This is a genomic window from Pseudoalteromonas sp. R86517 (assembly GCF_042466295.1).
GTDB lineage: Bacteria > Pseudomonadota > Gammaproteobacteria > Enterobacterales > Alteromonadaceae > Pseudoalteromonas > Pseudoalteromonas atlantica.
Map to the genome: position 1 here is coordinate 932,081 of NZ_JAXHCB010000001.1, position 24,785 is coordinate 956,865.

Consider the following 24,785-nt stretch of genomic DNA (forward strand, 5'->3'; position numbering starts at 1 on the left):
ACCTGCATAGTTGTCACTATTAATTTATTCCGTTATTGCGTTTTTTTGCCATACTCAAACTACTAACCAATTAAAAGTTGTGTGTTTGTGGATATTTTTTTTATTTTTATACTCATTGTTGGCGCTTTGCTACTAACGCTGAGCATTGTGCCAACAATAAAAATTTGTAAAAAAACTAACCGTGTTTCGTGGATTTTGCTACTGGCGCTTATTTTTAGCTTTATAGTGGGTTATTGGTATGTACTTTATTATTTTGTAAATAACGACATAGCCGGATTTATTGCTATGAGCGTATCGCTAATTTTATTTGGCGGGGGCGCTTTTGTTTATTTAGTTATTCAGCTCAGTTATAAAAGTATTTTAAAAATAGACCGCTTTGCAAAACGTCAACGAACCCTTGCCGAAAACGACAGCTTAACTGGCCTCCCTAATCGAAAAAAGTTTTTTCAGGTGCTTAACAAACAAGTTAAGTACGAGCCTTCGTTTTATTTAATGCTTATAGATTTAAACCGCTTTAAATCGATTAATGACTCATACGGCAATAAAGTAGGGGATATGCTGTTAAGCATTTTTTCAAAAACACTCAGCCATAATATTGTGGGAATAGCCAAGCTGTACCGTTTAGGCGGCGATGAATTTGCACTTATTGTTGATAGCTCAGCCAACGAGGCAGTTAATTTATGTATTGAAGCCATAAAAAAATCAACCAAACACCCATTTCATATTTACGAGCATAGTTTACGCGTACACGTGACTGTGGGAATAACAACCTTTGCGAATCACTCGTCGCACGCTAATGAGCTATTAAAGCAAGCAGACTTGGCACTGCATGAGGCTAAAGACACACAGCAACTGTATGTACATTACTTTGAGGCGCTGAGCACCCGAGCAAATGAGCTTTCAAATATGACCTCACGTATTAAGCACGCCATTAAAAACCACGAATTTGAGCTTTATTTACAGCCTATTTTTGATGCCAGAGCCGATGAAGTCCATGGTGCAGAGGCATTAATACGCTGGCCGCAAAGTGATGGCTCTTTTATTAGCCCTGAGGTGTTTATTGGCATTGCCGAGCAAAGTGGGTTGATATTAAATATTTCTAAATGGGTGCTACTAGAAACAATAAAGCATTTAAAGGAGTTAAAAGCAGCTGGGTTTATAGGTTCGTTGCATGTAAACCTTTCGACTAAAGATTTAGAAAGCCCGGAGTTTTATGAGTTTGTTGAAGAACTAGTAAAGCATGACCCAACGTTAAGCGACGCAATTATTTTTGAAATAACCGAATGTGCTATGATGACAAACCTAGAAGCCGCCCGCACGATGATGCAAAAACTAAATAGCAGAGGGTTTGAATTTAGTGTAGATGATTTTGGTACTGGCTTTTCTTCTTTGGTATTACTGCGAGAATTACCAATAAGCCAAATAAAAATAGATCAGTCATTTATAAAAGACATGCTGACTCAAATAGCAGATTACGCAATTGTTGAATCGACATTGTTTTTAGCGACGAGACTTAATTGTAAAGTGGTGGCAGAGGGAATAGAAGATAACGATCTTAAACAAACATTAACGCTAATGGATTGTGATTATTTGCAAGGGTATTATTTTAGCAAGCCAGTAAACATTAATGAGTTTATACACAAATATGCTAATGAGGAAGAGTACAGGATAATATAGAAATTGGCTGGGATACCAGGATTTGAACCTGGGAATGCCAGGATCAAAACCTGGTGCCTTACCGCTTGGCGATATCCCAACGCTAAATTTGGAATAGTTTTAGTTCTAGATAAGAACATGGTGCGGAAGGAGAGACTTGAACTCTCACATCCTAAGATACTGGAACCTAAATCCAGCGCGTCTACCAATTCCGCCACTCCCGCATTTAACATACACAGGTGTTAATGTATTGGAACCTAAATCCAGCGTCTAATTCAAGACAACTGCCAATTCCGATACTCCCGCATATGGTCATTCTTTATAGCAATTTCTTTGGTAGAAGAAATTGGCTGGGATACCAGGATTTGAACCTGGGAATGCCAGGATCAAAACCTGGTGCCTTACCGCTTGGCGATATCCCAACAAAGAATTAGCTGATTATTTTAGTTCTTATCGAGAACATGGTGCGGAAGGAGAGACTTGAACTCTCACAACCTAAGTTACTGGAACCTAAATCCAGCGCGTCTACCAATTCCGCCACTCCCGCATTTAACATACACAGGTGTTAATGTATTGGAACCTAAATCCAGCGTCTAATTCAAGACTACTTTCAATTCCGATACTCCCGCATATTGTCATTCTTTATAGCAATTTCTTTGGTATAAGAAATTGGCTGGGATACCAGGATTTGAACCTGGGAATGCCAGGATCAAAACCTGGTGCCTTACCGCTTGGCGATATCCCAACAAAGAATTAGCTGATTATTTTAGTTCTTATCGAGAACATGGTGCGGAAGGAGAGACTTGAACTCTCACATCCTAAGATACTGGAACCTAAATCCAGCGCGTCTACCAATTCCGCCACTCCCGCATTTTTACTTTGAATAATCAAAGAAAGGTAGTTATTTTAAACTCTTCATTGAGCTGCAATTTAACTCTTGCAGAGCCACTTCTAAAAAAGAAATGGTGGCTAAGACGGGATTTGAACCTGTGACCCCATCATTATGAGTGATGTGCTCTAACCAGCTGAGCTACTTAGCCATTGTTGGCTGGGATACCAGGATTTGAACCTGGGAATGCCAGGATCAAAACCTGGTGCCTTACCGCTTGGCGATATCCCAACAGAAAACAATTGATAGTTTAGTTCATATCAGAACATGGTGCGGAAGGAGAGACTTGAACTCTCACATCCTAAGATACTGGAACCTAAATCCAGCGCGTCTACCAATTCCGCCACTCCCGCATTTTCACTTTGAGTAATCAAAGGAAGGTAGTTATTTTAAACTCTTCATTGAGCAACAAAAGAAAAATGGTGGCTAAGACGGGATTTGAACCTGTGACCCCATCATTATGAGTGATGTGCTCTAACCAGCTGAGCTACTTAGCCATCTCTTTTGTTATCACTTCATCGCTGAGTGCGGGGCGTATTATGCTGATATGACCCAAATCCGTCAACACCTTTTTTGCAAAAAAACACTTAACAGGGTTTGTTTGCAGGAAAATTAAGCTAAGAGGCTAAATTTTAATAAATTTGCTGTTTTTTTAACTGTAAATCAACTGTCAAAGTACACTAAGTAATAACAACTTAAAACTGTTAATATAAAAACTGCTGAGTATTTATGCAGTCGCTTTGTGATCAAGTTGTATTAAAACCGAGTTTATTGAGTATTTTAGCTATTGAATGAAGTTATGATACTTAACAACCAGGCTATGCAATCATTTTAAGTAGGCATAACTTGCGCTAGTTGCGTTAAAAATTACATATTAATCACCGCGTGGGGGTAGTTGTTAGGGCAATTTGCTTATTACTGATGCGTATTTATCACGTTAAATAAAGTATTTAGCTTAGCTCGTGAGTATAATACCAATTCGTAATAATACTTATATCATTTTGCGGGACTAAAGGTGTCGCTATCTGTGTGAAAAAATTCTCTTTTAGAACAACTAAATAGCGATTTTTTCCTAGCTATCAACAGGTTTTTCCATCCACAAAATAAATCACTTAATTATGCTAATTGATATAAAAAGCCAAAAGTGATTAAGGCCATTTATCTTTTAGGATGAAACTTACCTGGTTAAAGGCATAAAAAAACCCGCATTAAGCGGGCTTTTATAAACAGATTGTTTAGGCGTAATTATACGTTGAACAAGAAGTTCATTACATCGCCATCTTTAACAATGTACTCTTTACCTTCTTGACGCATTTTACCGGCTTCTTTAGCGCCACCTTCGCCATTAAAGGCAATGTAGTCGTCATAAGCAATGGTTTGTGCGCGAATAAAGCCACGTTCAAAGTCGGTGTGAATTTTACCAGCCGCTTGCGGCGCAGTTGCACCTACTGGAATAGTCCACGCGCGTACTTCTTTTACACCTGCTGTGAAGTAGGTTTGTAAATGCAATAGCTCGTAACCACCGCGAATAACACGGTTTAGGCCTGGTTCTTCTAAACCTAGGTCTGCCATAAATTCAAGCTTGTCTTCTTCATCTAGTTCAGAAAGCTCAGATTCGATTGCAGCACACACTGGAATTACTACAGCATCTTCAGACTCTGCAATAGCACGTACACGGTCAAGGTGTGGGTTATTTTCAAAGCCATCTTCAGCTACGTTAGCAATGTACATAGTAGGCTTAATAGTTAAGAAGTTAATTGAGCTAATTGCTGCTTTTTCTTCTTTAGTAAGCTCTAAAGAGCGAAGTGTTAACCCTTCGTCTAAGTGTACTTTAACTTTTTCAAGTACTGCATTTTGCTCTTTAGCGTCTTTATCGCCGCCTTTCGCTTTTTTAGCGTTACGGAAAATTGCTTTATCAGCGCTGTCCATATCGGCAAGTACTAATTCGGTATTGATAACGTCAATATCGTCAGCAGGGTCAATAGTACCTGCAACGTGAATTACGTTTTCGTCTTCAAAACAGCGAACTACATGGCCAATTGCATCCGTTTCACGAATGTTTGCTAAAAATTGGTTTCCTAAACCTTCACCTTTTGATGCGCCTTTTACTAAACCAGCAATATCAACAAATTCCATACTGGTAGGTAGAATACGTTGAGGATTTACAATTTTTGCTAGCTCGTCTAAGCGAGGATCGGGTACCGGTACTACACCTGTGTTAGGTTCGATGGTACAAAAAGGAAAGTTAGCGGCTTCAATACCCGCTTTAGTTAGTGCATTAAAAAGCGTTGATTTACCAACATTAGGCAAGCCAACGATGCCACATTTAAAACCCATAGTAAGATACCTTGTTAAGATTCGTTTAAACGATTATGGTTTAAAAGAATGTAGTCTGTTTTGTGCTTTTAACACACCATCTTTTGCAAGTATTTCCATACAACGAACTGCTTCATCAACCGCTGCATCCATTTTTTCTTGGTCTTCTTTGGCTGCTTTTCCAAGCACCCAACCGGTAACCATTTCACGATGCCCTGGATGACCGATACCTATGCGTAAACGCATAAAATCTTTTTGGTTTGCCATTTTTGCAATAATGTCTTTTAAACCATTATGACCGCCATGACCGCCACCTTTTTTAAGTTTGGCAACGCCTGGGTCTAAATCCATTTCGTCATGGGCAACAAGTATGTTTTCCACGGGGATTTTGAAAAAATTGGCTAAACTACCGACCGCTTTACCACTTAAGTTCATGTAGGTGGTGGGGATCAATAATTTGAATTCTTGGCCTTGGATGATCACTTTGCCAGTTAGGCCGTGATATTTAGGATCGTGTTTGAGCGTGCAGTTGTAGCGTGCTGCGAGTTCTTCAATGAACCAAGCACCTGCATTGTGGCGTGTGTTTGCGTATTCGGGGCCTGGATTAGCCAGGCCCACAAGCATTTGAATAGAATTCAAGGTGCAAGACCTTAAATATTATTCAGCAGCGTCTGAAGCTTCTTCTTCAGTAGGAGCTGCTTTGTTAGCTTTGATTGTAACTACTGACAGGTCGTGGCCTTCGCCTTTACCTAGTTCAACAGACTGAACACCTGAAGGAAGTTCAAGGTCAGAAATGTGAACTGAATCACCAACTACTAAATTAGAAACGTTAACTTCAACGAATTCTGGAAGTGCTTTAGGAAGACAAGAAATCTCAACTTCAGTTAACTGGTGAACAACAGTTGCGCCAGCTTTAGTAACTGCTTCTTCACCGATGAAGTGAAGAGGAACTTTAGTTACTAATTTGTGAGTTGCATCTACACGTTGGAAATCAAGGTGAGTGATTTTTGGCTTGAATGGGTGACGTTGAATATCTTTTAAGATAGCTTCAACAGACTCGCCGCCAACATTTAGCGTAAGAATGTGCGTGTAAAAACCTTCGCTTTCTTGTGCTTTGATCATGTCTTTATGAGCAAGAGTAAGCGATACCGCTTCTTTATCTGCACCGTAAAGGATAGCAGGTACTTTGTCTTCGCGACGTAGGCGGCGGCTCGCACCAGTACCAGTTTCTACGCGAAGTTCAGCGTTGTAAGTATAAGTTTCGTTAGACATAATGTCTCCAATAATTAAAAGTGTTAGGGCCTTTGCGACCAAGGTCCCTACCCAAAAGGCGCGCTATCATAACACCGCCCCCCGATAAAATAAACAACACATACAAAAAAAGCGCCAAAAGGCGCTTATATGTTCCAACGAATGTGTGATTTTAGTGTTCAAACATCGCTGAAATAGATTCTTCATTGCTGATGCGACGAATTGTTTCGGCTAACATGTCAGCAAGAGTCAGTACTTTTACTTTATCAAGCGCTTTTAATTCATCAGATAACGGAATTGAGTCAGTTACAATTACTTCATCAATTACTGAGTTACGAATGTTCTCTGCAGCTTTGCCAGATAAAATAGGGTGCGTTGCATAGGCAAATACGCGTTTAGCACCGTGTTCTTTAAGTGCTTCTGCGGCTTTACATAAAGTACCACCGGTATCAATCATATCATCTACGATAATACAGTCGCGGCCTTCAACATCACCAATAATATGCATTACTTGAGAAACGTTAGCTTGAGGGCGACGTTTATCAATAATAGCAAGGTCTGTGTCGTGAAGTAGTTTTGCAATAGCACGGGCACGTACTACACCACCAATATCTGGTGATACTACAACAACGTCTTCAAACTCACGCTCTTCCATATCTTCAAGTAATACAGGGCTACCAAATACGTTATCTACTGGTACGTCAAAGAAACCTTGTATTTGCTCAGCGTGTAAATCAACCGTAAGAACGCGGTCAACACCTACACTTGATAAGAAATCGGCAACAACTTTAGCGGTAATTGGAACGCGCGCAGAACGTACTCGACGGTCTTGACGTGCATAACCAAAATAAGGAATGACGGCAGTAATACGACCTGCTGATGCACGACGTAGAGCATCAACCATAACGATAAGTTCCATTAGGTTATCGTTAGTAGGGGCACAGGTTGATTGCAAGATAAAAACATCCGAGCCACGAACATTTTCATTTATTTGAACACTGATCTCACCGTCGCTAAAACGGCCAACAACAGCATCGCCTAATTCAATATACAAACGTTTTGCAACTTTTTGAGCTAACTCAGGTGTTGCGTTACCAGCGAAGAGCTTCATGTCAGGCACGGTAGGGTTCCTCAGGCACTGAATTTTTGGACTAACGGGTAAATAGGTAAAACCCACTACGCGTTAACTTATGATTACTTGTACGTTACTTCATTGATCGAATATGGCGGCAAGCTCCGTATGAGCAGGTGAGACATTTGCGCTAGAAGCAACAAAACCCTGCCAAGTATGGGGGAGGTTATCAAGTACATCTTGTGCTTGAACTTGGCTAGCAAATTCGACAAAACAACATGAACCTGTTCCGGTCATCTTCGACGGGGCGTATTTTAGCAACCACTGCAGGGTTTTTTCAACCTCGGGGCAGAGCTTTTTAACTAAAGGCTCACAATCGTTGGTTAATTTATGGGTTCGCCAATCACCTGAAATTTTTGGTGTATCGCGTTTTAAATCTGGGTGAGTGAATATTTTAGCGGTACTGACATGCTGATTAGGGTGCACAACGCAATACCATTTTTGTTCAAGCTCTACGTCAACCAATTGTTCGCCAATACCGTGTGCTATGGCGCTTTTACCACGAATAAATACCGGTACGTCGGCGCCTAATTGCAAGCCTAAGTTTGCTAATTCATCAATATCTAGTTGTGTATTCCACATTTTATTAAGTGCAAGTAACGTGGTGGCTGCATCAGATGAACCGCCTCCTACACCGCCACCCATAGGTAAACGTTTAGTGAGATTTATTTTTACACCTGATGAAATGCCACAGTGATTTTTAAGCAATAACGCGGCTTTATAGATGAGATTATCGCAATCTGCTATGCCTTTCGTATCACCCGTTATTAAAATAGTGGGCGCTTCGTTAACTGAAAAGTCGAGTGTGTCGCCAAAATTTAAAAAGGTAAATAAGGTTTCTAGTTCGTGATAACCGTCATCACGGCGCGCATTGATGTGTAAAAATAAGTTAAGTTTTGCCGGTGCAATGACCGAAAAAGCTGTTTTAGTATTCATACTTAATTAAATTGCCAATTGTAGAGTTGAATTTTGATTTTAATTTGCTGATGTTTTAGCGTGACATTGCCAGGAACCCAAAAGCCACCTTGCTGTTTATAGTTTGAATACGTTATTTGCCACTTTTTATTGCTGTTATCGTACCAAATAACTTGTTGTGCACGGCCAAGTTCGTCTACTTTTAATGTTTGCGACGTTAACGTGCCTTTTAACCAGTTATCGGCGTTATCAACTGGAAGGTCAAAACCGGTTAAGCGTTTTAATAATAACGCGGCGTTAGTATCTGTGTATGTTTTATCGTCGTAATCAAGTACCGCACCTGTGCGGGTTTGTTTAAGCGACAATATACGAGTACCAATAAACGTAGTGAGCACTAAGTTGTTTTGTTTTTCGTCTTGTTGCCAATTTAAGTTTGCAGATTGGCGCTCATCAGGGCTTATAAACGCTAATTTACCTTGTGCTTGCCAGGTTTTTTGCGCTGCTAAGCGTGGTTTCCAATCATCGTAAAGCGTTGTTTTTGTATCAATTTGGTGGGCGCAGCCCGCTAAAAACAAAAAAAGAGTGAATAAAATTAAATAATGTCTAATCAAATGTTGTTCCTTACTTTCCATATTCCGCTGATTTTTGGTAAAATTGCCGCCTTTAAAGTAGGGCGCAGCAATATTTGGCAAATATGACCATCATAGCACTTGGTATAAATCACAAAACCGCATCCGTAGAATTACGTGAAAAAGTGGCTTTTTCGCCTGAGCAAATGTCTGAGGCGCTCCAGCAATTAAGCGGTCATGCCGACTTTAACGAAGCCGTTATTGTATCTACCTGTAACCGTACCGAAATCTATTGTAGCCTTGAGCAGTCAAATTCCCAAGCACTGCTAGCTTGGCTTGCCAGTTTCCATGGTTTGGATGAACACGAACTGAGCAAAAATATATATTGCCACCAAGGTGATGCAGCCATTAATCATTTAATGCGTGTTGCGTGCGGCTTAGATTCATTGGTATTGGGCGAGCCGCAAATTTTAGGGCAAATTAAGCAAGCTTATCATAGCGCCAAAACACACGATGCTGTAGGCGTTAAGTTTGATAGGTTGTTTCAAAAAACCTTTTCGGTAGCTAAGCAGGTCCGTACCGACACCGATATTGGGGCCAGTGCTGTGTCGGTGGCGTTTGCTGCGGTTAATCTAGCAAAACATATTTATGGCAAGCTTGATAAAACCAATGTGTTATTAATTGGTGCCGGCGAAACAATAGAGCTTGTAGCTAAACATTTATATCAAAATGAGCCGCAACAAATTACGGTTGCCAATAGAACCATTGAGCGTGCACGCGGTTTAGCGCAGGAAGTGTCGGCCGATGTGATTGCGCTGGCACAACTACCTGAGCGTTTACACAAAGCCGATATTGTTATTAGCTCAACCGCCAGTACGTTACCAATAATAGGTAAAGGGGTGGTGGAGCAAGCATTAAAACAGCGCCGCCATAAACCTATGCTGTTTATTGATATTGCCGTACCGCGCGATATAGAAAGCCAAGTAGGCGAGCTTGACGCGGCCTATTTATATTCCGTTGATGACTTACAAGCCATTGTAAGCGAGAATATGGCCGCGCGTGAACAGGCGGCAGAACAAGCACAATTAATAATAAGCGAGCGCGTAAAAGAATTTGAAATGTGGGTTCGCTCTCTCGATTCGGTTGATTTAATTCGCCACTACCGAAACGACGTACAAACCATTAAGTCAGAACTTGTTGAGCGGGCGGTTAGTCAGCTAAATACGGGTAAAGACGCAGAAAAAATTATATTAGAGTTGGCCAATAAATTAACCAACCGCTTAATGCACGCGCCTACCCGTGCAATTCAAGATGCGGCTAAAAAAGGTGAAGTGGCACAACTAACTCAGTTGAAAAAAATGTTAGGTATTGATCAGGAATAACAGTTAAATGAAAGAGTCTGTATATCGTAAATTAGAAACCTTAGTAGAGCGCTACGAAGAAGTACAAGCGCTACTGAGCGATCCGTCGGTCATTAGTGATCAAAACCGCTTTCGTGCTCTTTCAAAAGAATACTCTGAGCTTGAAGAAATTGTAAAAACATTTTTAGCATACCAACAAGCGCAAGACGATGTAGCGACTGCTGAAGAAATGTTAAAAGATTCAGACCCAGATATGCGTGAAATGGCGCAAGAAGAATACAAAGAAGCTAAAGCGCAAATTTTATCATTAGAAGATGAGCTGCAAGTGCTTATGCTTCCAAAAGATCCTAAAGATAACAACAATGTATTTTTAGAAGTACGTGCGGGTACCGGTGGTGACGAAGCGGCTATTTTTGCAGGCGATTTATTTAGAATGTACAGCCGTTACGCCGAAACACAAAAATGGAAAGTTGAAGTAGTGAGCACCAACGAAGGTGAACACGGCGGCTACAAAGAAGTTATCGCAAACATTAGCGGTGAAGGTGTGTACGGTAAGCTTAAGTTTGAATCGGGCGCTCACCGTGTGCAACGTGTACCAGAGACTGAATCGCAAGGGCGTGTACATACCTCTGCGTGTACGGTTGCAGTAATGGCCGAAATTCCTGAAGCAGAAGCCATTGAAATAAACACCGCCGATATAAAAGTAGATACCTTTAGAGCCTCTGGCGCCGGTGGTCAGCACGTAAATAAAACCGACTCGGCAATTCGTATTACTCATATTCCAACGGGTGTTGTGGTTGAGTGTCAGGATGAGCGTTCGCAACATAAAAATCGTGCTAAAGCGATGTCGGTACTTGCCGCGCGTTTACAGCAAGCCGAAGATGAAAAACGTCATGCGGCTGAGGCCTCTGAGCGTCGTAACTTAGTGGGCAGTGGCGATCGCTCTGAGCGTATTCGTACTTACAACTACCCGCAAGGGCGTATTACCGATCACCGTATTAATTTAACGCTTTATCGCTTAAACGAAGTGGTAACTGGTGATTTAGGCGCAATTATCGATCCATTAATGCAAGAGCATCAGGCTGATTTACTTGCCGCAATGGGCGATGAGTAATTGTGAGCCACACGCTTGAGCAGGCAATAGCGGTTGGTGCAACTAAACTTGCACCAACTAGCGACAGCGCTAAATTAGACGCACAAGTACTGCTATTACATATTCTTCAAAAACCCCGCAGTTACTTATTTACCTGGCCAGATAACCTACTTAGCAGCGACGAACAGCGCCAATATGATGAATTTTGTGAACGGCGTTTAAATGGTGAACCCGTAGCGCATATTATTGGCCAGCGCGAATTTTGGAGCTTAGCGCTCGAGGTGAATGCCACGACGCTTATTCCTAGGCCTGATACTGAAACACTTGTTGAGCAAGCTTTAGCACTTACCGTGCCTGAGCAAGCAAAAGTGCTTGATTTAGGCACTGGCACCGGCGCTATTGCACTTGCACTTGGCAGTGAAATGCCAACATGGCAAATTACAGCAGTCGACAAAGTAGCAGATGCGGTGGCCTTAGCGACTCGTAATCAGCAGCGTTTAGCCATTAATAATGTGCAAGTTAAGCAAAGTAACTGGTTTAGCGCGCTGAAAAATGAGCAGTTTAATTTAATTGTGACCAACCCACCGTACATTGAACACGACGATAAACATTTAAAAGAAGGGGATGTGCGCTTTGAACCTCTTTCTGCGTTAGTGGCCGATGATGCAGGAATGGCTGATATAAAACAAATAATTACACAATCACGTGACTATTTGCTCCCTAGTGGCTATCTTTTAATAGAACATGGTTTTGAACAGGGTGAAGCTGTTCGGCATTTGTTTAAGCAAATGGCGTATATAAATATTAAAACAGTAAAAGACTTGGGAAATAACGATCGTGTAACGCTCGCACAGTGGCCTTAATTTGATAATAAACAGCCATGATTGTGTGTTCTATAAATGCATTAAGGAACCTTTAATATGATGGGTGATTTTTTATTTTCAGATGAGCCAGATGAGTTAGAAAGTGAAGTAGAGCTTGGCACTTGGAAAGTATTAATCGTTGATGACGAACCTGAAGTTCATGCTGTTACAAAGCTTGCGTTGAGTGATTTTGAATTTCAGAACAAACGTTTAGAATTTTTAAGCGCATACTCGGGCGCTGAAGCAAAAGAATTAATAAATGCGCACCCAGATGCCGCTATTGTACTGCTAGATGTGGTAATGGAAACAGATGACGCTGGGTTACAGGTTGCTAAATTTATTCGCGAAGAAGCTAATAATAATCATATTCGCATTATTTTAAGAACCGGTCAGCCTGGGCAGGCGCCTGAGCGCCAAGTCATTATTAATTACGATATTAACGACTATAAATCGAAAACAGAGCTGACAGCGCAAAAACTGTTTACTGTGATTATGTCGAGCTTACGCTCGTATCGCGATATTATTTCTATAGAGCAATCTCGCGAAGGGCTTGAAAAAATTATTGTTGCCTCGCGCGATATATTTGCCACACGTTCAATAGAGCAGTTTATTGAAGGGGTGATGCAGCAACTTACCTCGTTATTAGGCATTGCTGATCAAGCGGTGTATGCCACTACGTTAGTGGCGCAAAATACGCAAGAAAATAGTAACGATAAGCTAATTGTGCGCTCTGGTACCGGTGAGTTTGAGCAAAGCGAGGGTAAAGAGTTAGATGCGGTGCTGCAAAACGAGCAACTAGAGGCGTGTCATCAAGCACTTAAAGATAAAAGCATAATTTATAAAGATAACTATTTATTTGCTTATTGTAGCAGCGAGTACAATCACAATTCGATGTTATTTATATCGGGGATCCCTAAAAATATAACCGATACGCAACGTAATTTAATTGAGATTTTTTCGCAAAATGTACAACTAGCATTTGAGAACGTGCAACGACAACAACGTTAATCGTTACTATAAATTTAAAAAGCACATAGCCTTGCGACTATGTGCTTTTTAGTTTGTGAGGCATAATAGCCAAAGCAGTGCGTAGGGCTTGGTATTATACCAAGCAGCAATAATACTTAATCATTTTGAGGGGGCTAAACGTGTTGCTATCAGCGTTAAAAAATTCTCATTTAGAACAACTAAATAGCAAATTTTTTGCCTAGCTATTAACACGTTTTTCCATCCTCAAAATAGATCACTTAATTAAGCGGATTGGTATTAAACGCACTTAACTAAATTTAACAAAACAAAAAGTACTGAGGCTTATGGATTATTTAGCAGTAAAACACTCACACATGGCAATTGCTATGCTAAGCGTTATCTTATTTTACATCCGCTCTTTTTCGCGTATGGGCAGTGGCAAGCTTGCCAAAAATAAACTGGTTTTTATTGGCAGTCACAGCATTGACACTTTATTACTTATTTCTGCAATAACATTGGTGTTCATGGCAACAATAAACCCCTTTGAGCAACTATGGTTATTAGAAAAAATAGTGCTTGTAGTGATTTATATTGCGATAGGTATTATTAGTGCTAAACAAACTAATACGCTGCCAAAAATTATGTATGTGGTAGTTAACACGGTTGTGATTTTAGCGATAGGGTATTTGGCAACGGCAAAATCGCCGCTACTTTTATAATACCTACTCTGTTGCAAGTTAAGTGTCGGTGCGTGTATATGCTTTTTAAACACGCACGATACTTATAAGTAAGGGACTTAAACCCCCAAGGAACTTGAGTAACAGTTAATACAGTTAATACACCTCTGCACGCTTTATAGCCTTCACCATTTTTCAGCCAGGCTGGCCTACTCCTTTTACTATAAAGCACACCTCTGGGGTATAATTATGGGTGGGAGCTTCGCTGTATTGGTAACTATCCGTAAAATTAGGTAAACTACGCCTTCGTTTTTTAATAAATGTTGTAGTATTGATGACCACCCTCGGGTATGACGAACACGACGAATCTTATTTAGATGATGCATATGATGAATTTACTCCACCGCCACTTTATCGGTGTATTAATGCAGAGTCGAAATGGGACCCTCAAATAGATTTAGCGCCAACTTTTTCTGTATTAACTGACTTTGAGCAGCAGATCACTGCGATGTGCGCAAAGCAAAAAGACCCACACGATAGATTAGAAGCCCTTCTTGATATTTTTTATAGCAAATGGCTATTTAGCGCCTCTGGGCTAAAAGTACCAGAGCATAAAATAAATAGCTTAAGCTATACACTCACTATGCGCAGCGGCTCTATAACCACATTAGGTATTTTATTGAGCCATTTGCTTGAGCAAGCGCAATTAGATGCCAGTGTGTGTATTAATCAGGGAGATATTAGCGTGCATGTCGCAATAAGTGATGAAGAAGGCTACATTATTGAGCCTAGCAGTGGGCAACAGAGCTGGTACATCATTCCTGAAAATGCGGATGAAGAAAATGGCCAAGAGCAAGAGCCACTTGAGCTTATTTATAACGATGAAGTTTATAAATTGTTTTTAGCGCAGCAAAAATGGTCGTTTATTAGCGAAAATAAATTTGGCCACGCGCTGGTATGTGTTGAGTTGCTAATGGAGCTATTAGGCGATGACCCGTACGAGAGACGCGACAGAGGTTACTTACTCAATCAGTTAGATTGTCCTAAAATGGCACGCGATGATTTACAGTTTTTTATTGATGAGTGCCCGGACGATCCGGCAATTGAAATTATTCAGCATCAACTAGAAGAACTTGAAGATAATAATAAAACACACCATTAAGAATAGGAACAAATATGGCTGATACTCACACTGCATTAATTACTAATGATGCTGTTGTACTGGGTTTGCTTGCTGTAATTTTAGGGTTCATTTTTAAAACCTCTAGCAGCGAAAACCCCAAACTAAAAGCATTTTATAAATATGTACCAGCATTATTGCTGTGTTACTTTTTACCTTCTTTACTCAATACGTTTGGCATTGTAGATGGACATAGTTCAAATGTTTACTATGTTGCTTCGCGCTATTTGCTGCCAGCATGTTTAATCTTACTTACTATTAGTATTGATTTAAAAGCGATTATTAATTTAGGCCCCAAAGCGCTAATTATGTTTTTAGTGGGTACGCTGGGTATTGTGATTGGTGGGCCCTTATCTATTTTAGTGGTTAGCGTATTTAGCCCTGATTTAGTAGGCGGCCACGGCCCAGATGCTGTTTGGCGTGGTATGACAACGGTTGCCGGCAGCTGGATTGGCGGCGGCGCAAACCAAGCCTCAATGAAAGAAATGTTTGAAGTGGGCGGCGATATATTCTCGGTTATGGTGACCGTTGATGTGATTGTGGCGAATATTTGGATGGCTGTTTTATTACTAATGGCCGCAAACCATAAAAAAATTGATGCCGCAACAGGGGCTGATACAACCGCCATAGAAGATTTAAAAAACCGTGTTGAGCAATACCATGCAGAGCATGCCCGCATGCCGACACTCAATGACTACATGACCATTATTGCCATAGCATTTGGTATAACGGGGCTTGCTCATTTTTGTGCCGACTTTTTAGGGCCGTTTTTTGCAAACAATTACGCGTGGGCTAAAGAATACAGTTTAAACAGTAAATTCTTTTGGCTAATTGTTATTTCAACCACTATTGGTATTAGTTTATCATTTACTAAAGTAAGGCAAATAGAAGCGTTTGGCGCATCAAAAGTTGCTTCAAGCTTTTTATATATTTTAGTAGCATCAATTGGCTTACATATGAACGTAACCGCTATATTTAGTAACCCTGGGTTATTTTTAATTGGGGCTATTTGGATGCTAACGCACGCAAGTTTAGTGCTGATTGTAGCCAAAGTAATAAAAGCCCCGTTATTTTATATGGCGGTGGGCTCGCAAGCTAACGTTGGCGGCGCTGCGTCGGCGCCTGTGGTGGCTTCTGCGTTTCACCCTTCGCTTGCGCCAGTGGGCGTTTTATTAGCTGTACTAGGGTATGGTGTAGGTACATATATGGCCTACATTTGTGGATTAATGATGCAAGCAGTTGCACCTTAAGGAATTTAAATGAACAACCAAGTAATTAATATTAATAATATTGAGCTGGCAAACGACAAACCATTTGTATTATTTGGTGGTATGAATGTTTTAGAGTCGCGCGATTTAGCAATGCGCATTGCAGAGCACTATGTAGAAGTAACGTCTAAATTAAATATTCCTTATGTATTTAAAGCCTCGTTTGATAAAGCGAATCGCTCATCAATAAATTCTTACCGCGGCCCTGGTATGGAAGAAGGCTTAAAAATATTTGAAGAGATTAAAAATACCTTTAATATTCCGCTTATAACCGATGTGCACGAACCACACCAAGCAGCGCCTGTAGCTGAAGTGGTTGATGTAATTCAGTTACCTGCATTTTTAGCACGCCAAACAGATTTAGTGGTAGCTATGGCTAAAACGGGTGCCATTATTAATGTGAAAAAACCACAGTTTTTAGCCCCACACGAAATGCGCCATATCATTACTAAATTTAATGAAGCAGGTAATGATAATGTGGCACTGTGTGAGCGCGGCTCAAGCTTTGGCTATAACAACTTAGTTGTTGATATGCTAGGTATGGATGACATGAAAGCCATGGCACCGGTTATTTTTGATGCCACCCATGCACTACAGCGCCCAGGCGGGCGAGCTGACTCTGCTGATGGACGCCGTGCACAAGCTGCCGAGCTTGCTCGCAGCGGCATGGCACTGGGCATTGCGGGCCTATTTATTGAAGCGCACCCTAACCCTAATGAAGCAAAGTGTGATGGTCCATGTGCATTGGCACTTAGCAAGCTTGAAGGGTACTTATCGCAAATGAAAGCGGTAGATGATTTAATTAAAAGCTTTGCACCACTTGATACAAGCGCAAGCGATTTATAATTTAACACCTATTTAGGTAATAGTTAAAAAGCGACTTAGGTCGCTTTTTTTATTCGATTAATATACACACACAACGATGCTGTATATAATCTTACGCATAAGAAAAACTAATTCTAAGCTTGGTTACTATGTCAAGACGAGTCCCCCCATTAAACGCACTTAAAGCTTTTGAAGCCGCGGCACGCCATTTGAGCTTTACTAAAGCAGCAGAAGAGCTGTATGTAACGCAAGCGGCAGTGAGCCATCAAATTAAAACACTTGAAGAGCATTTAGGCTTAAAATTGTTTTTACGTAAAAATCGCTCGTTATTATTAACCGAAGAAGGCCAAGGCTACTTTTTAGATATTAAAGAGATTTTTACCCAGCTGATAGATGCTACCGAAAAGCTACTTGCTCGCGGTGCAAAAGGCTCGCTTACCGTAAGTTTAACCCCGAGTTTTGCAATTCAGTGGTTGGTACCTCGATTAAGTTTATTTAACGAACTCCACCCCGAAATCGATGTGCGTATAAAAGCGCAAGACCAAGACGAAAACTCGTTAACCGATGATGTAGATATTGCTATTTACTACGGCCGAGGCCACTGGAGTGGAGTTCAAACTTACAAATTGCACACCGAGTATTTAGTGCCTTTATGTAGCCCACTGTTATTAAGCGGGCATAAACCGCTTAATCAACCGAGTGACTTAGCCCAGCACACCTTGTTACACGATACCACGCGTCGTAACTGGAAAACCTGGATGAAAACGGCAGGTGTACGTAATGTACAAGTGAATCAAGGTCCTATATTTAGCCACTCATCAATGGTGCTCCAAGCCGCGGTGCACGGTCAAGGTGTAGCAATAGGCAATAGTGTGCTTGCCAAACCCGATATTGACGCGGGCCGTTTAGTGATCCCATTTAGCCACAGCTTAGAGAGTAAAAACGCGTATTACTTAGTGATTAGAGAGTCGCAAACAGAGCTGGGTAAAATAGTCTCGTTTAAAGATTGGATGCTGAGCTTAGTTGAACAAGAACAAGAGTATTAATAATGATTGAATGGTTTAAAAGCGCAACGCAGCCTGCTATTGCACAGTTTATATTTGCGCATGGTGCCGGAGCTGGATCAGATTCTGATTTTATGCAGCATATGGCTAAACTCATTAGTGCGCAGGGTATTGATGTAGGTTTATTTGATTTTGAATACATGCAAATTGCTAAACAAACACAAAAACGCAGGCCGCCAGAGCGAGCCCCTAAACTGTTAGCTTATTACGAGCAAGTACTAACAAATGCGCAACCTAATTTACCATTATTTATTGGCGGCAAGTCGATGGGCGGGCGTATGGCGTCTATGCTTGCTTGTAGCTCTACACAACCGATTGCAGGGGTATTAGCGTTTGGCTATCCGTTTCATCCGCCCGGTAAGCTAGATAAGCTACGCACCGATCATTTTGCAGACATACCTTGCCCGTTTTTAGTCTTACAAGGCGAGCGAGATACCTTTGGCACCCGTGAAGAGCTTAAAACGCTTTCTATGCCAAAGCAGCCAAGCTATGTTTGGCTTAGCGATGGCGACCATTCACTCAAACCACGCAAAAAAAGTGGTGTGAGCGAGCTGCAAAACCGTGAAACTGCAGCGCTTGAAGCAAGTAAATTTATAGCCAATAGAGTGGAGCAATTATGATTAAATTATTTTTACTCACGGGCAGCTTTTTTTGCATGCTGTCGGTTATGTTAGGGGCATTTGCCGCACATGGCTTAAAAAGCCGTTTAACTGAGTATTCACTCGGGGTATTTAAAACCGCAGCTGAGTATCAAATGGTGCATGGTTTAGCGCTTATAGCCGTGGCGATTCTTATTAAGTGGGGTATTAATTTAACCATGGCGGGAGGTTTTTTTATTGCCGGTACACTGCTTTTTAGTGGCAGTTTATATTTACTAGCCCTAAGCGGCATGAAGTGGTTAGGCCCAATAACCCCATTAGGTGGGTTATGTTTTATAATTGGTTGGGTTGTTATTTTAGTGCAAGTTGCACGATTTAAGTTTTAAAGAGTTTAAGGGTTAATATGTCTAGTGTTGTGATTTATTGTCGTAGTGGTTTTGAAAACGATGCGGCTGCTGAAATAACGTTTCATGCTGCCGAGCAAGGTTTTGCCGGCTATGTAAAAGCCAAACCAAATACCGGCTACGTGATTTATGAATGTTTTGAAGCGCAACACAGCGACGAAATAATCAAAAAGGTCGACTTTAAAAATATGGTATTTGCGCGCCAGTGGTTTGCTGGCACGTTAATCGAAAATATGCCGGTAGAAGATAGGGTCACTGCATTAAAAGAAGCCGCAAAGGATTTTCCTTTGTGTAGTGAATTGCGCGTAGAAACTCCCGATACTAACGAAGGCAAAGAGCTACTGACCTTTTGTAAAAAAATATCAACGCCGTTAAAAAAAGCACTCGAAAAGCAAAACACGGTATTACGTGAGCCAAAGGCAAACCGCCCGGTAATGCATGTACTATTTTTAGCAAACAATGCCGCGTATGTAGGGTATTCGTATAGTTATAATAATTCGCCGTTTTTTATGGGCATTTTACGTTTACGTATGCCAAGTGACGGACCGAGCCGCTCAACGTTAAAACTTGACGAAGCCTTTAATGTTTTTATTCCTGAAAAAGAGCGAGAAGCGCGAGTACAACCAGGCATGCGAGGGGTTGATTTAGGCGCTTGCCCAGGCGGTTGGACCTATCAATTAGTACGCAGAGGGATGTTTGTTAGCGCAATAGATAATGGCCCAATGAACGATAGTTTGATGGAAACAGGCCAAGTTAAACACTTTAGAGCCGATGGTTTTAAATACCGCCCAGAAAAAAGAAATATTAACTGGTTAGTGTGCGATATGGTGGAAAAACCAACCAAAGTGACTAATCTAATGATTGACTGGGCAGTAAACGCATACGCCAAAGAGCTGATATTTAATTTAAAGCTGCCTATGAAAAAACGCTTTGATAGTGTTTATGAATGCCTAACGATGATCAAAGAAGAGCTTACTAAGTACGGTATAACCTATGAGTTGCAAGCTAAGCATTTGTATCATGATCGTGAGGAAATTACCGTTCATTTAAACGTTGTTAAGGTGCCCCAAAATTTGTATAGCTAAATCATAGAGGCATAAAAGTGGTATTAAATAATGTTTATAAATGGCTAGGATTACTTTTTTTATCACTTTTAATAGCCGGTTGCGGCGGTGGCAGCGATAGTGACGCCACCGATAGTGGCTCAACTGGCAATACCGCCCCTACTGTGAGTGTTGATGTAAGCAGCAGCGTTATTATTGCTAACCAAACCTTTACTATTACGGCTCAGGCAAGCGATAGTGACGGGCAGGTGTCTAGTTATCAATGGCAGCAGCTGTCGGGGCCTGAATTTACCTTTACTGCCAATGGCAACATACTCACAGTAACGGCCCCCAGTGTAGAGAGCGACACTGATTTTAGCTTTTCGGTGCTAGTAACCGATAATGACGGCGCCACTACAGAGCAAGTGTTCTCTGGGACTATCACGGTTCAAAACACCCCTCCCACAGTTAATATTACAGGCCCAAGTAGTGCACTGGCTAATACCCAAGTTAGTTTAATTGCTAATGCACAAGACATAGATGGCACAATTAGCGCCATAGTGTGGGTACAATCTGCTGGCTCCTCCATCGAATTTAGCCAAACTGAAGGTGAATTAAGCTTTACCGCCCCAAATGTAAGTGAAAATGAAACGCTTGGTTTTAGTGTTACTGTAACCGACAATGCCGGGGGCACTGTACAAAGCAGTGCCACGGTACTTATTACGCAATTAAATAGCGCACCTAGTGTTACCTTAGCTGGGCCTGACGAGGCAATACAAAATGAGTCAGTGACAATAACAGCTACAGCGCAGGACAGCGATGGCACCATTAGCGAGCTAAGCTGGCAGCAAACAAACGGCCCCGTGGTCGAATTTACGCAAACCGACTCCAGCATTACGTTTAATGCTCCAACAGTTGCTCAAAATACCAATATTACCTTTTTAGCCACCGTTAGAGATAACGACGATGCAACTAATAGCGCCCAAAAAACGGTGATTGTGGTGCCGCCTAACAATCCGCCTGTGGCAGACGATGTAACCGTTGAGGTGCAATATAACTTAAGTGCTGAATTTAATTTGACGGTAAATGATGCCGATGGCGATACGGTACAAATTACTTTTCCAGATGACCTAGAAGGGGCGCAGGTGAGTGTTATTGATGCCCAAGCGCTGCGCTTTAGCTATACACCGCCTGTAAATAGTATTTCTGCAAAAAGCTATACACTGACCGCCAGTGATGGTGAAGACAGCACTAACTTTTTACTTAATACGACAATTATTGATACCAGCGCTGCAACGGTGACAGAAATAACGCCTAATGGAGCAGATGAACCGGTATTGGTTGACACCCCCATTAGCATTACGTTTTCAGATGTGATGCTGAGCAGTTCGTTAACCGTAAATAGTAGCGTGGGGAGCTGTGAAGGCAGTGTTCAGGTATCAAGTGATGATTTTACAAGCTGTGTTGCACTTAATGTAGAGAGCGTATCTGGTGCGCCTGATGAGACGAGTGACTATTTTAAAAACGTTAACTTAAGCGCTGATTTTTCAGAAAACACGCTTTACAAAGTGCGTGTAAATGACCAATTAGTTAATTTTTCTGGTACTGCTGCGACAGTAGGCCAAGTGAGTGAATTTACCACCTCAACCCAAGATTTAAAAATAACCGAGCTAATATCGGTGCAATTTACTAATGATACGCCCTGGGTAGAGATTTATAACGGCACTGGAGAGGCTGTTAATTTACAAAACTATTCATTAAAAACGCGCGCAATTAATATGCTTGATGGCTCAGTGAGCGCAGAGCAAGTATTTACATTACCCAACAAAGTATTAGAAAACGGCAGTTATATTTTACTGCAAAGTCGTTTTGGTGATGAGTTTTTAGCAAGTGCGGCACTTAATAACCCTACAATTGTGCTGGTGGGTAACCAAAGCGATGCGCTACGTCCTTACTGGTATATAAATGGCTTTGCAGAGTTATTAAATAGCGCCGCCACACAAACAATCGACTTTGTTAAATTTGGTAATTCTACCCAGCAACCGGTTAGTGCCACGCAATGGCAAGGCGATAACGCACCACAAATGCAGGCCGAACAAGGGTCAAGCTTAAAACGTGCGCTTAATGCAACAGATACTAATCAAGCAAGTGATTGGGTTTACTCAGTGTTTAATACGCCGGCAGGTCAAAATGATATTAGCTGTGATACCGATACAGATTTAGATGGGATCCCTGATTGCAGTGAGCAAGAAGGCGCCACGTTTGGCGGGCTGCCTTTATACGAATGGGGCGCACGGGAAAATCAAAAAGATATATTTATAGAAATTGATTATATGGACAGTACCGATATAGGTATTACGCCACAGCGTACAGCATTAGAAAAAGTAGTAAGCGTATTTGCAAGTAACGGTTACACAGTGCATTTTGATGTAGGCGATTTGTTTGACCAAAGCACAGGTATTTCCACCGCTAACTTTGATTTAGGAGGCGGTACAACCGTACCGTTTAACAGTTACACGCCCTTTGAGTATGACCAAGGTACCGCTAATTTATTTGCCTATAAGATGGAATATGCCGATACAACGCGCCGCCCAATTTTTCATTATTTATTAATGGCAAACAGTGGTAACGAAGATGGCAGCATTAGTGGCTCGGGTATTGCCGAAATAAATGGTAATGACCTAATGCTGACTATGGGCGGATGGGGGTTATCGGTTGATGATCAAACATCACAAAATGTGACGAATAATTACCAAGCGTCTACTATTTTTCATGAGTTGGGGCATAATTTAGGGCTTTATCATGGCGGCGACGAAGAAGTGAACTTTAAGCCAAATCATTTAAGCTCAATGAATTATCTATATCAATTAACGGGGCTTGCAAGCATAGGTAATAACGAAGGTGACCGTTATTACGACCGGTTTTATACCAACAACATTAACTGCGACCTTGTGCCAAATACCAATAATCAAACAGGATCAACGGATGATTTTATCATTGATTATTCAAACGGCAGCGCTGCAAATATAAATGAAAGTGCTATTGATGAAAGCGTAGGATTAAACAGGCCTGGCTCTGAGGCGGTCGATTATAATTGTAATGCAATTTTAGGCGATACATTAACTAACTTTGATGCAAACCAAGACTCGCAAATTACTGTATTAACGGATACCGATGAGTGGAGCATGATTAACTTACAGTTTTACTCACAAAGTGCAGGTAACCGATTTGGTGTGGCAAATACGATGAGCCATAAGCTGTATCAACAGCAGCGTGTTCAAGCTGTTTCTACTTCATTGCCTAGCTATATAAAAGAAGCAGCGCCAAGCGAGGCTATAATTAACCAAATTAAAGCAATTAAAGAGCGCTAAATGAGCTACCGATTTATAAAAGCTGCACTTTTACAAGGAGCTATTATTTGTTTAATTGCTGCCTGTAGCCAAGGCGCTGTTAATAAAGCCAGTAGCAGCCATAGTAGTGAATGGTTACTAACTGATGCGCTTTATTATAATAACAAGCCAGTAAATTGGCAGCAAAGGCATGTAAACGGGTGCAGCACGTGTTTAATACAAAACGACTCTGTACTACAGCCCGAGGGCATAACGCGTTTTAATACGCTTTATAAAGATGGGGAGTGGGTTGCAGTACAGGAGCAAAGCAGTTTAAATGTTATAAGGTTAAAACTGCCTTTGCACACCCCCTATTTGTATGTTGAGCAATTAGCAAACGGTGAACTTAAACTGTTTAATCAGCAACACACTTATAAAACTAAAATAGGCGAAGTCATTAACATTACTTTTAAAAAGCAGTTATTCTCGATAGTGATCACAGCGTTTACTTTACAAGATGAAAAAAATGCAGTACTGCCAAGGCGCGCTAGACTAAATTACACTGCACTTAAGTTGATATAGATAAAATAAAAGCACCAAAAGGTGCTTTTATTATTTGCCGTAGTGTTATTTAGCCCGCTCGGTATTTAGAGCGATAATTATCTACCCACAAACGAGTAGCGCCACACACAGCAACGGGCATAACAATTAGGTTAATAAATGGGATTGCAGTGAGCAGCATAACAGCAAAGCCAAAACCATAAGATAAACCTTGTTTAGACTTTAAATCGTCTTTCATTTGCTTAAAGCCTATTTTATGGTTATCGAAGGCAAAATCTTTGTATTGCACAGCATACATCCAACATGTAAATAAAACCCATAACACTTGTCCAATAACGGGTAAAATCCACAACAAAATAAAAAAGCCAATAGCGCGGGGTAAGTAATAGCAAAGCTTTGTCCACTCTCTGCCTACCATGCGTGGAATGTCTTTTATTAAATCAGCAAAACCGTCGTCATTTATTTTTTGACCCGTTAAATAAAGCTCTACTTTTTCGCTGAGTAGTCCGTTAAAAGGGGCCGCAATAAAGTTGGTTATTACCGTAAATAGCATGCTGTAGCTAAATAGCACCACAAGCACGGCAATGGGCCACATTAACCATTCAAGCCAGCTTAGCCACTCAGGTAACATGTTGTTTATATAATTAAAGCTGTCGCTTAACCAACCAAATAAAAAGAATAATGAACTACCAAACAATAAAATATTAAGTAAAAGTGGAATAAGCACAAAGCGCTTAAGGCCTTTTTGGCTAATTAATTTAAAGCCTGAAAAAAAATATTCCATACCTTGTATGATCTGCACAGTAACCTCAAAAAAGACT

Annotated in this window: 21 protein-coding genes, 10 tRNA genes and 1 pseudogene; 15 read left to right on the forward strand and 17 right to left on the reverse strand. The window is 41.0% G+C overall.

The window, feature by feature from the left end; translation table 11 throughout:
- Positions 1 to 87 precede the first annotated feature (87 nt).
- A complete protein-coding gene (locus SJY38_RS04080; protein WP_377109321.1) occupies positions 88 to 1,677 on the forward strand; it encodes a putative bifunctional diguanylate cyclase/phosphodiesterase in 1,590 nt (529 codons plus the stop codon).
- Between the two features lie 4 nt (positions 1,678 to 1,681).
- Here SJY38_RS04080 and SJY38_RS04085 read toward each other — a convergent pair.
- The 16 genes from SJY38_RS04085 to lolB all read right to left on the reverse strand — a co-directional run bounded on the left by SJY38_RS04085 (position 1,682) and on the right by lolB (position 8,770).
- Positions 1,682 to 1,756 (reverse strand) — tRNA-Gln (locus SJY38_RS04085).
- Between the two features lie 39 nt (positions 1,757 to 1,795).
- A tRNA-Leu gene (locus tag SJY38_RS04090) sits at positions 1,796 to 1,880 on the reverse strand.
- Positions 1,881 to 2,003: 123 nt separating this feature from the next.
- Positions 2,004 to 2,078: transfer RNA gene (locus SJY38_RS04095), tRNA-Gln, on the reverse strand.
- Between the two features lie 40 nt (positions 2,079 to 2,118).
- Positions 2,119 to 2,203 (reverse strand) — tRNA-Leu (locus SJY38_RS04100).
- 123 nt (positions 2,204 to 2,326) lie between these two features.
- Positions 2,327 to 2,401, reverse strand: a tRNA-Gln gene (locus SJY38_RS04105).
- A 40-nt stretch (positions 2,402 to 2,441) separates the two neighbouring features.
- A tRNA-Leu gene (locus tag SJY38_RS04110) sits at positions 2,442 to 2,526 on the reverse strand.
- A gap of 93 nt (positions 2,527 to 2,619) precedes the next feature.
- Positions 2,620 to 2,696 (reverse strand) — tRNA-Met (locus tag SJY38_RS04115).
- Between the two features lie 5 nt (positions 2,697 to 2,701).
- Positions 2,702 to 2,776: transfer RNA gene (locus SJY38_RS04120), tRNA-Gln, on the reverse strand.
- 37 nt (positions 2,777 to 2,813) lie between these two features.
- A tRNA-Leu gene (locus tag SJY38_RS04125) sits at positions 2,814 to 2,898 on the reverse strand.
- Between the two features lie 67 nt (positions 2,899 to 2,965).
- Positions 2,966 to 3,042, reverse strand: a tRNA-Met gene (locus SJY38_RS04130).
- A 748-nt stretch (positions 3,043 to 3,790) separates the two neighbouring features.
- The gene (gene ychF / locus SJY38_RS04135) at positions 3,791 to 4,882 is read right to left on the reverse strand and encodes a redox-regulated ATPase YchF (RefSeq protein ID WP_004588829.1); all 1,092 of its coding nucleotides are present in this window, start codon (positions 4,880 to 4,882) and stop codon (positions 3,791 to 3,793) included.
- 33 nt (positions 4,883 to 4,915) lie between these two features.
- The gene (gene pth, locus SJY38_RS04140; RefSeq protein WP_024033868.1) at positions 4,916 to 5,500 is read right to left on the reverse strand and encodes an aminoacyl-tRNA hydrolase; all 585 of its coding nucleotides are present in this window, start codon (positions 5,498 to 5,500) and stop codon (positions 4,916 to 4,918) included.
- 18 nt (positions 5,501 to 5,518) lie between these two features.
- Positions 5,519 to 6,133, reverse strand: coding sequence for a 50S ribosomal protein L25/general stress protein Ctc (locus SJY38_RS04145; protein ID WP_004588831.1), 615 nt, complete (start codon positions 6,131 to 6,133; stop codon positions 5,519 to 5,521).
- 151 nt (positions 6,134 to 6,284) lie between these two features.
- Positions 6,285 to 7,232 carry a ribose-phosphate pyrophosphokinase gene (locus SJY38_RS04150; protein WP_004588832.1) on the reverse strand — a complete coding sequence of 316 codons (948 nt, stop codon included), beginning with the start codon at positions 7,230 to 7,232 and terminating at the stop codon, positions 6,285 to 6,287.
- A gap of 90 nt (positions 7,233 to 7,322) precedes the next feature.
- Entirely contained in the window at positions 7,323 to 8,180 is an 858-nt protein-coding gene (ispE, locus tag SJY38_RS04155; protein WP_064384843.1) for a 4-(cytidine 5'-diphospho)-2-C-methyl-D-erythritol kinase, read from the reverse strand.
- A gap of 2 nt (positions 8,181 to 8,182) precedes the next feature.
- A complete protein-coding gene (gene lolB / locus SJY38_RS04160) occupies positions 8,183 to 8,770 on the reverse strand; it encodes a lipoprotein insertase outer membrane protein LolB (protein WP_004588834.1) in 588 nt (195 codons plus the stop codon).
- A gap of 83 nt (positions 8,771 to 8,853) precedes the next feature.
- Here lolB and hemA point away from each other — a divergent pair, with 83 nt between their 5' ends.
- The 14 genes and pseudogenes from hemA to SJY38_RS04230 all read left to right on the forward strand — a co-directional run bounded on the left by hemA (position 8,854) and on the right by SJY38_RS04230 (position 23,985).
- A complete protein-coding gene (hemA, locus tag SJY38_RS04165; RefSeq protein ID WP_004588835.1) occupies positions 8,854 to 10,110 on the forward strand; it encodes a glutamyl-tRNA reductase in 1,257 nt (418 codons plus the stop codon).
- A 7-nt stretch (positions 10,111 to 10,117) separates the two neighbouring features.
- Positions 10,118 to 11,203, forward strand: coding sequence for a peptide chain release factor 1 (gene prfA / locus SJY38_RS04170; protein WP_004588836.1), 1,086 nt, complete (start codon positions 10,118 to 10,120; stop codon positions 11,201 to 11,203).
- A gap of 2 nt (positions 11,204 to 11,205) precedes the next feature.
- Complete coding sequence (prmC, locus tag SJY38_RS04175) at positions 11,206 to 12,045, forward strand: peptide chain release factor N(5)-glutamine methyltransferase (RefSeq protein WP_055253086.1); 840 nt, start codon at positions 11,206 to 11,208, stop codon at positions 12,043 to 12,045.
- A 57-nt stretch (positions 12,046 to 12,102) separates the two neighbouring features.
- Positions 12,103 to 13,044, forward strand: a pseudogene (locus tag SJY38_RS04180) (DUF3369 domain-containing protein); the annotation flags it as partial.
- Positions 13,045 to 13,358: 314 nt separating this feature from the next.
- The gene (locus SJY38_RS04185) at positions 13,359 to 13,733 is read left to right on the forward strand and encodes a SirB2 family protein (protein ID WP_377109322.1); all 375 of its coding nucleotides are present in this window, start codon (positions 13,359 to 13,361) and stop codon (positions 13,731 to 13,733) included.
- 292 nt (positions 13,734 to 14,025) lie between these two features.
- Positions 14,026 to 14,853, forward strand: coding sequence for a tetratricopeptide repeat protein (locus SJY38_RS04190; protein ID WP_004588840.1), 828 nt, complete (start codon positions 14,026 to 14,028; stop codon positions 14,851 to 14,853).
- A 14-nt stretch (positions 14,854 to 14,867) separates the two neighbouring features.
- Positions 14,868 to 16,121 (forward strand): DUF819 domain-containing protein, encoded by a 1,254-nt coding sequence (locus SJY38_RS04195; protein WP_377109323.1) that lies wholly within the window; start codon positions 14,868 to 14,870, stop codon positions 16,119 to 16,121.
- Between the two features lie 9 nt (positions 16,122 to 16,130).
- Positions 16,131 to 16,985, forward strand: coding sequence for a 3-deoxy-8-phosphooctulonate synthase (kdsA, locus tag SJY38_RS04200; protein WP_054983446.1), 855 nt, complete (start codon positions 16,131 to 16,133; stop codon positions 16,983 to 16,985).
- 128 nt (positions 16,986 to 17,113) lie between these two features.
- Positions 17,114 to 18,010, forward strand: a complete 897-nt coding sequence (locus SJY38_RS04205; protein ID WP_004588843.1) for a transcriptional regulator GcvA — start codon at positions 17,114 to 17,116, stop codon at positions 18,008 to 18,010.
- A gap of 2 nt (positions 18,011 to 18,012) precedes the next feature.
- Entirely contained in the window at positions 18,013 to 18,648 is a 636-nt protein-coding gene (locus tag SJY38_RS04210) for an alpha/beta family hydrolase (RefSeq protein WP_138685610.1), read from the forward strand.
- A complete protein-coding gene (locus SJY38_RS04215) occupies positions 18,645 to 19,013 on the forward strand; it encodes a DUF423 domain-containing protein (RefSeq protein ID WP_198401364.1) in 369 nt (122 codons plus the stop codon). The genes SJY38_RS04210 and SJY38_RS04215 overlap by 4 nt, the downstream gene beginning before the upstream one ends.
- 17 nt (positions 19,014 to 19,030) lie before the next feature.
- Positions 19,031 to 20,116, forward strand: a complete 1,086-nt coding sequence (rlmM, locus tag SJY38_RS04220) for a 23S rRNA (cytidine(2498)-2'-O)-methyltransferase RlmM (RefSeq protein WP_004588846.1) — start codon at positions 19,031 to 19,033, stop codon at positions 20,114 to 20,116.
- A gap of 17 nt (positions 20,117 to 20,133) precedes the next feature.
- A complete protein-coding gene (locus tag SJY38_RS04225) occupies positions 20,134 to 23,445 on the forward strand; it encodes an Ig-like domain-containing protein (RefSeq protein WP_377109324.1) in 3,312 nt (1,103 codons plus the stop codon).
- The gene (locus SJY38_RS04230) at positions 23,446 to 23,985 is read left to right on the forward strand and encodes a hypothetical protein (protein WP_377109325.1); all 540 of its coding nucleotides are present in this window, start codon (positions 23,446 to 23,448) and stop codon (positions 23,983 to 23,985) included.
- A 49-nt stretch (positions 23,986 to 24,034) separates the two neighbouring features.
- Here the strand turns inward: SJY38_RS04230 and cysZ are convergent, their stop codons facing one another.
- A complete protein-coding gene (gene cysZ, locus SJY38_RS04235; protein WP_377110196.1) occupies positions 24,035 to 24,748 on the reverse strand; it encodes a sulfate transporter CysZ in 714 nt (237 codons plus the stop codon).
- Positions 24,749 to 24,785 lie beyond the last annotated feature (37 nt).

Excerpts from the sequence above, each read along its gene's own strand:
- hemA (WP_004588835.1), top strand. The coding sequence starts at position 8,854 with ATGACCATCATAGCACTTGGTATAAATCACAAAACCGCATCCGTAGAA.
- ychF (WP_004588829.1), bottom strand. The coding sequence starts at position 4,882 with ATGGGTTTTAAATGTGGCATCGTTGGCTTGCCTAATGTTGGTAAATCA.
- SJY38_RS04210 (WP_138685610.1), top strand. The coding sequence starts at position 18,013 with ATGATTGAATGGTTTAAAAGCGCAACGCAGCCTGCTATTGCACAGTTT.
- SJY38_RS04145 (WP_004588831.1), bottom strand. The coding sequence starts at position 6,133 with ATGTCTAACGAAACTTATACTTACAACGCTGAACTTCGCGTAGAAACT.
- SJY38_RS04230 (WP_377109325.1), top strand. The coding sequence starts at position 23,446 with ATGAGCTACCGATTTATAAAAGCTGCACTTTTACAAGGAGCTATTATT.
- prfA (WP_004588836.1), top strand. The coding sequence starts at position 10,118 with ATGAAAGAGTCTGTATATCGTAAATTAGAAACCTTAGTAGAGCGCTAC.
- kdsA (WP_054983446.1), top strand. The coding sequence starts at position 16,131 with ATGAACAACCAAGTAATTAATATTAATAATATTGAGCTGGCAAACGAC.
- SJY38_RS04195 (WP_377109323.1), top strand. The coding sequence starts at position 14,868 with ATGGCTGATACTCACACTGCATTAATTACTAATGATGCTGTTGTACTG.
- SJY38_RS04190 (WP_004588840.1), top strand. The coding sequence starts at position 14,026 with ATGACCACCCTCGGGTATGACGAACACGACGAATCTTATTTAGATGAT.
- SJY38_RS04185 (WP_377109322.1), top strand. The coding sequence starts at position 13,359 with ATGGATTATTTAGCAGTAAAACACTCACACATGGCAATTGCTATGCTA.
- SJY38_RS04215 (WP_198401364.1), top strand. The coding sequence starts at position 18,645 with ATGATTAAATTATTTTTACTCACGGGCAGCTTTTTTTGCATGCTGTCG.
- ispE (WP_064384843.1), bottom strand. The coding sequence starts at position 8,180 with ATGAATACTAAAACAGCTTTTTCGGTCATTGCACCGGCAAAACTTAAC.
- cysZ (WP_377110196.1), bottom strand. The coding sequence starts at position 24,748 with ATGGAATATTTTTTTTCAGGCTTTAAATTAATTAGCCAAAAAGGCCTT.
- rlmM (WP_004588846.1), top strand. The coding sequence starts at position 19,031 with ATGTCTAGTGTTGTGATTTATTGTCGTAGTGGTTTTGAAAACGATGCG.
- SJY38_RS04205 (WP_004588843.1), top strand. The coding sequence starts at position 17,114 with ATGTCAAGACGAGTCCCCCCATTAAACGCACTTAAAGCTTTTGAAGCC.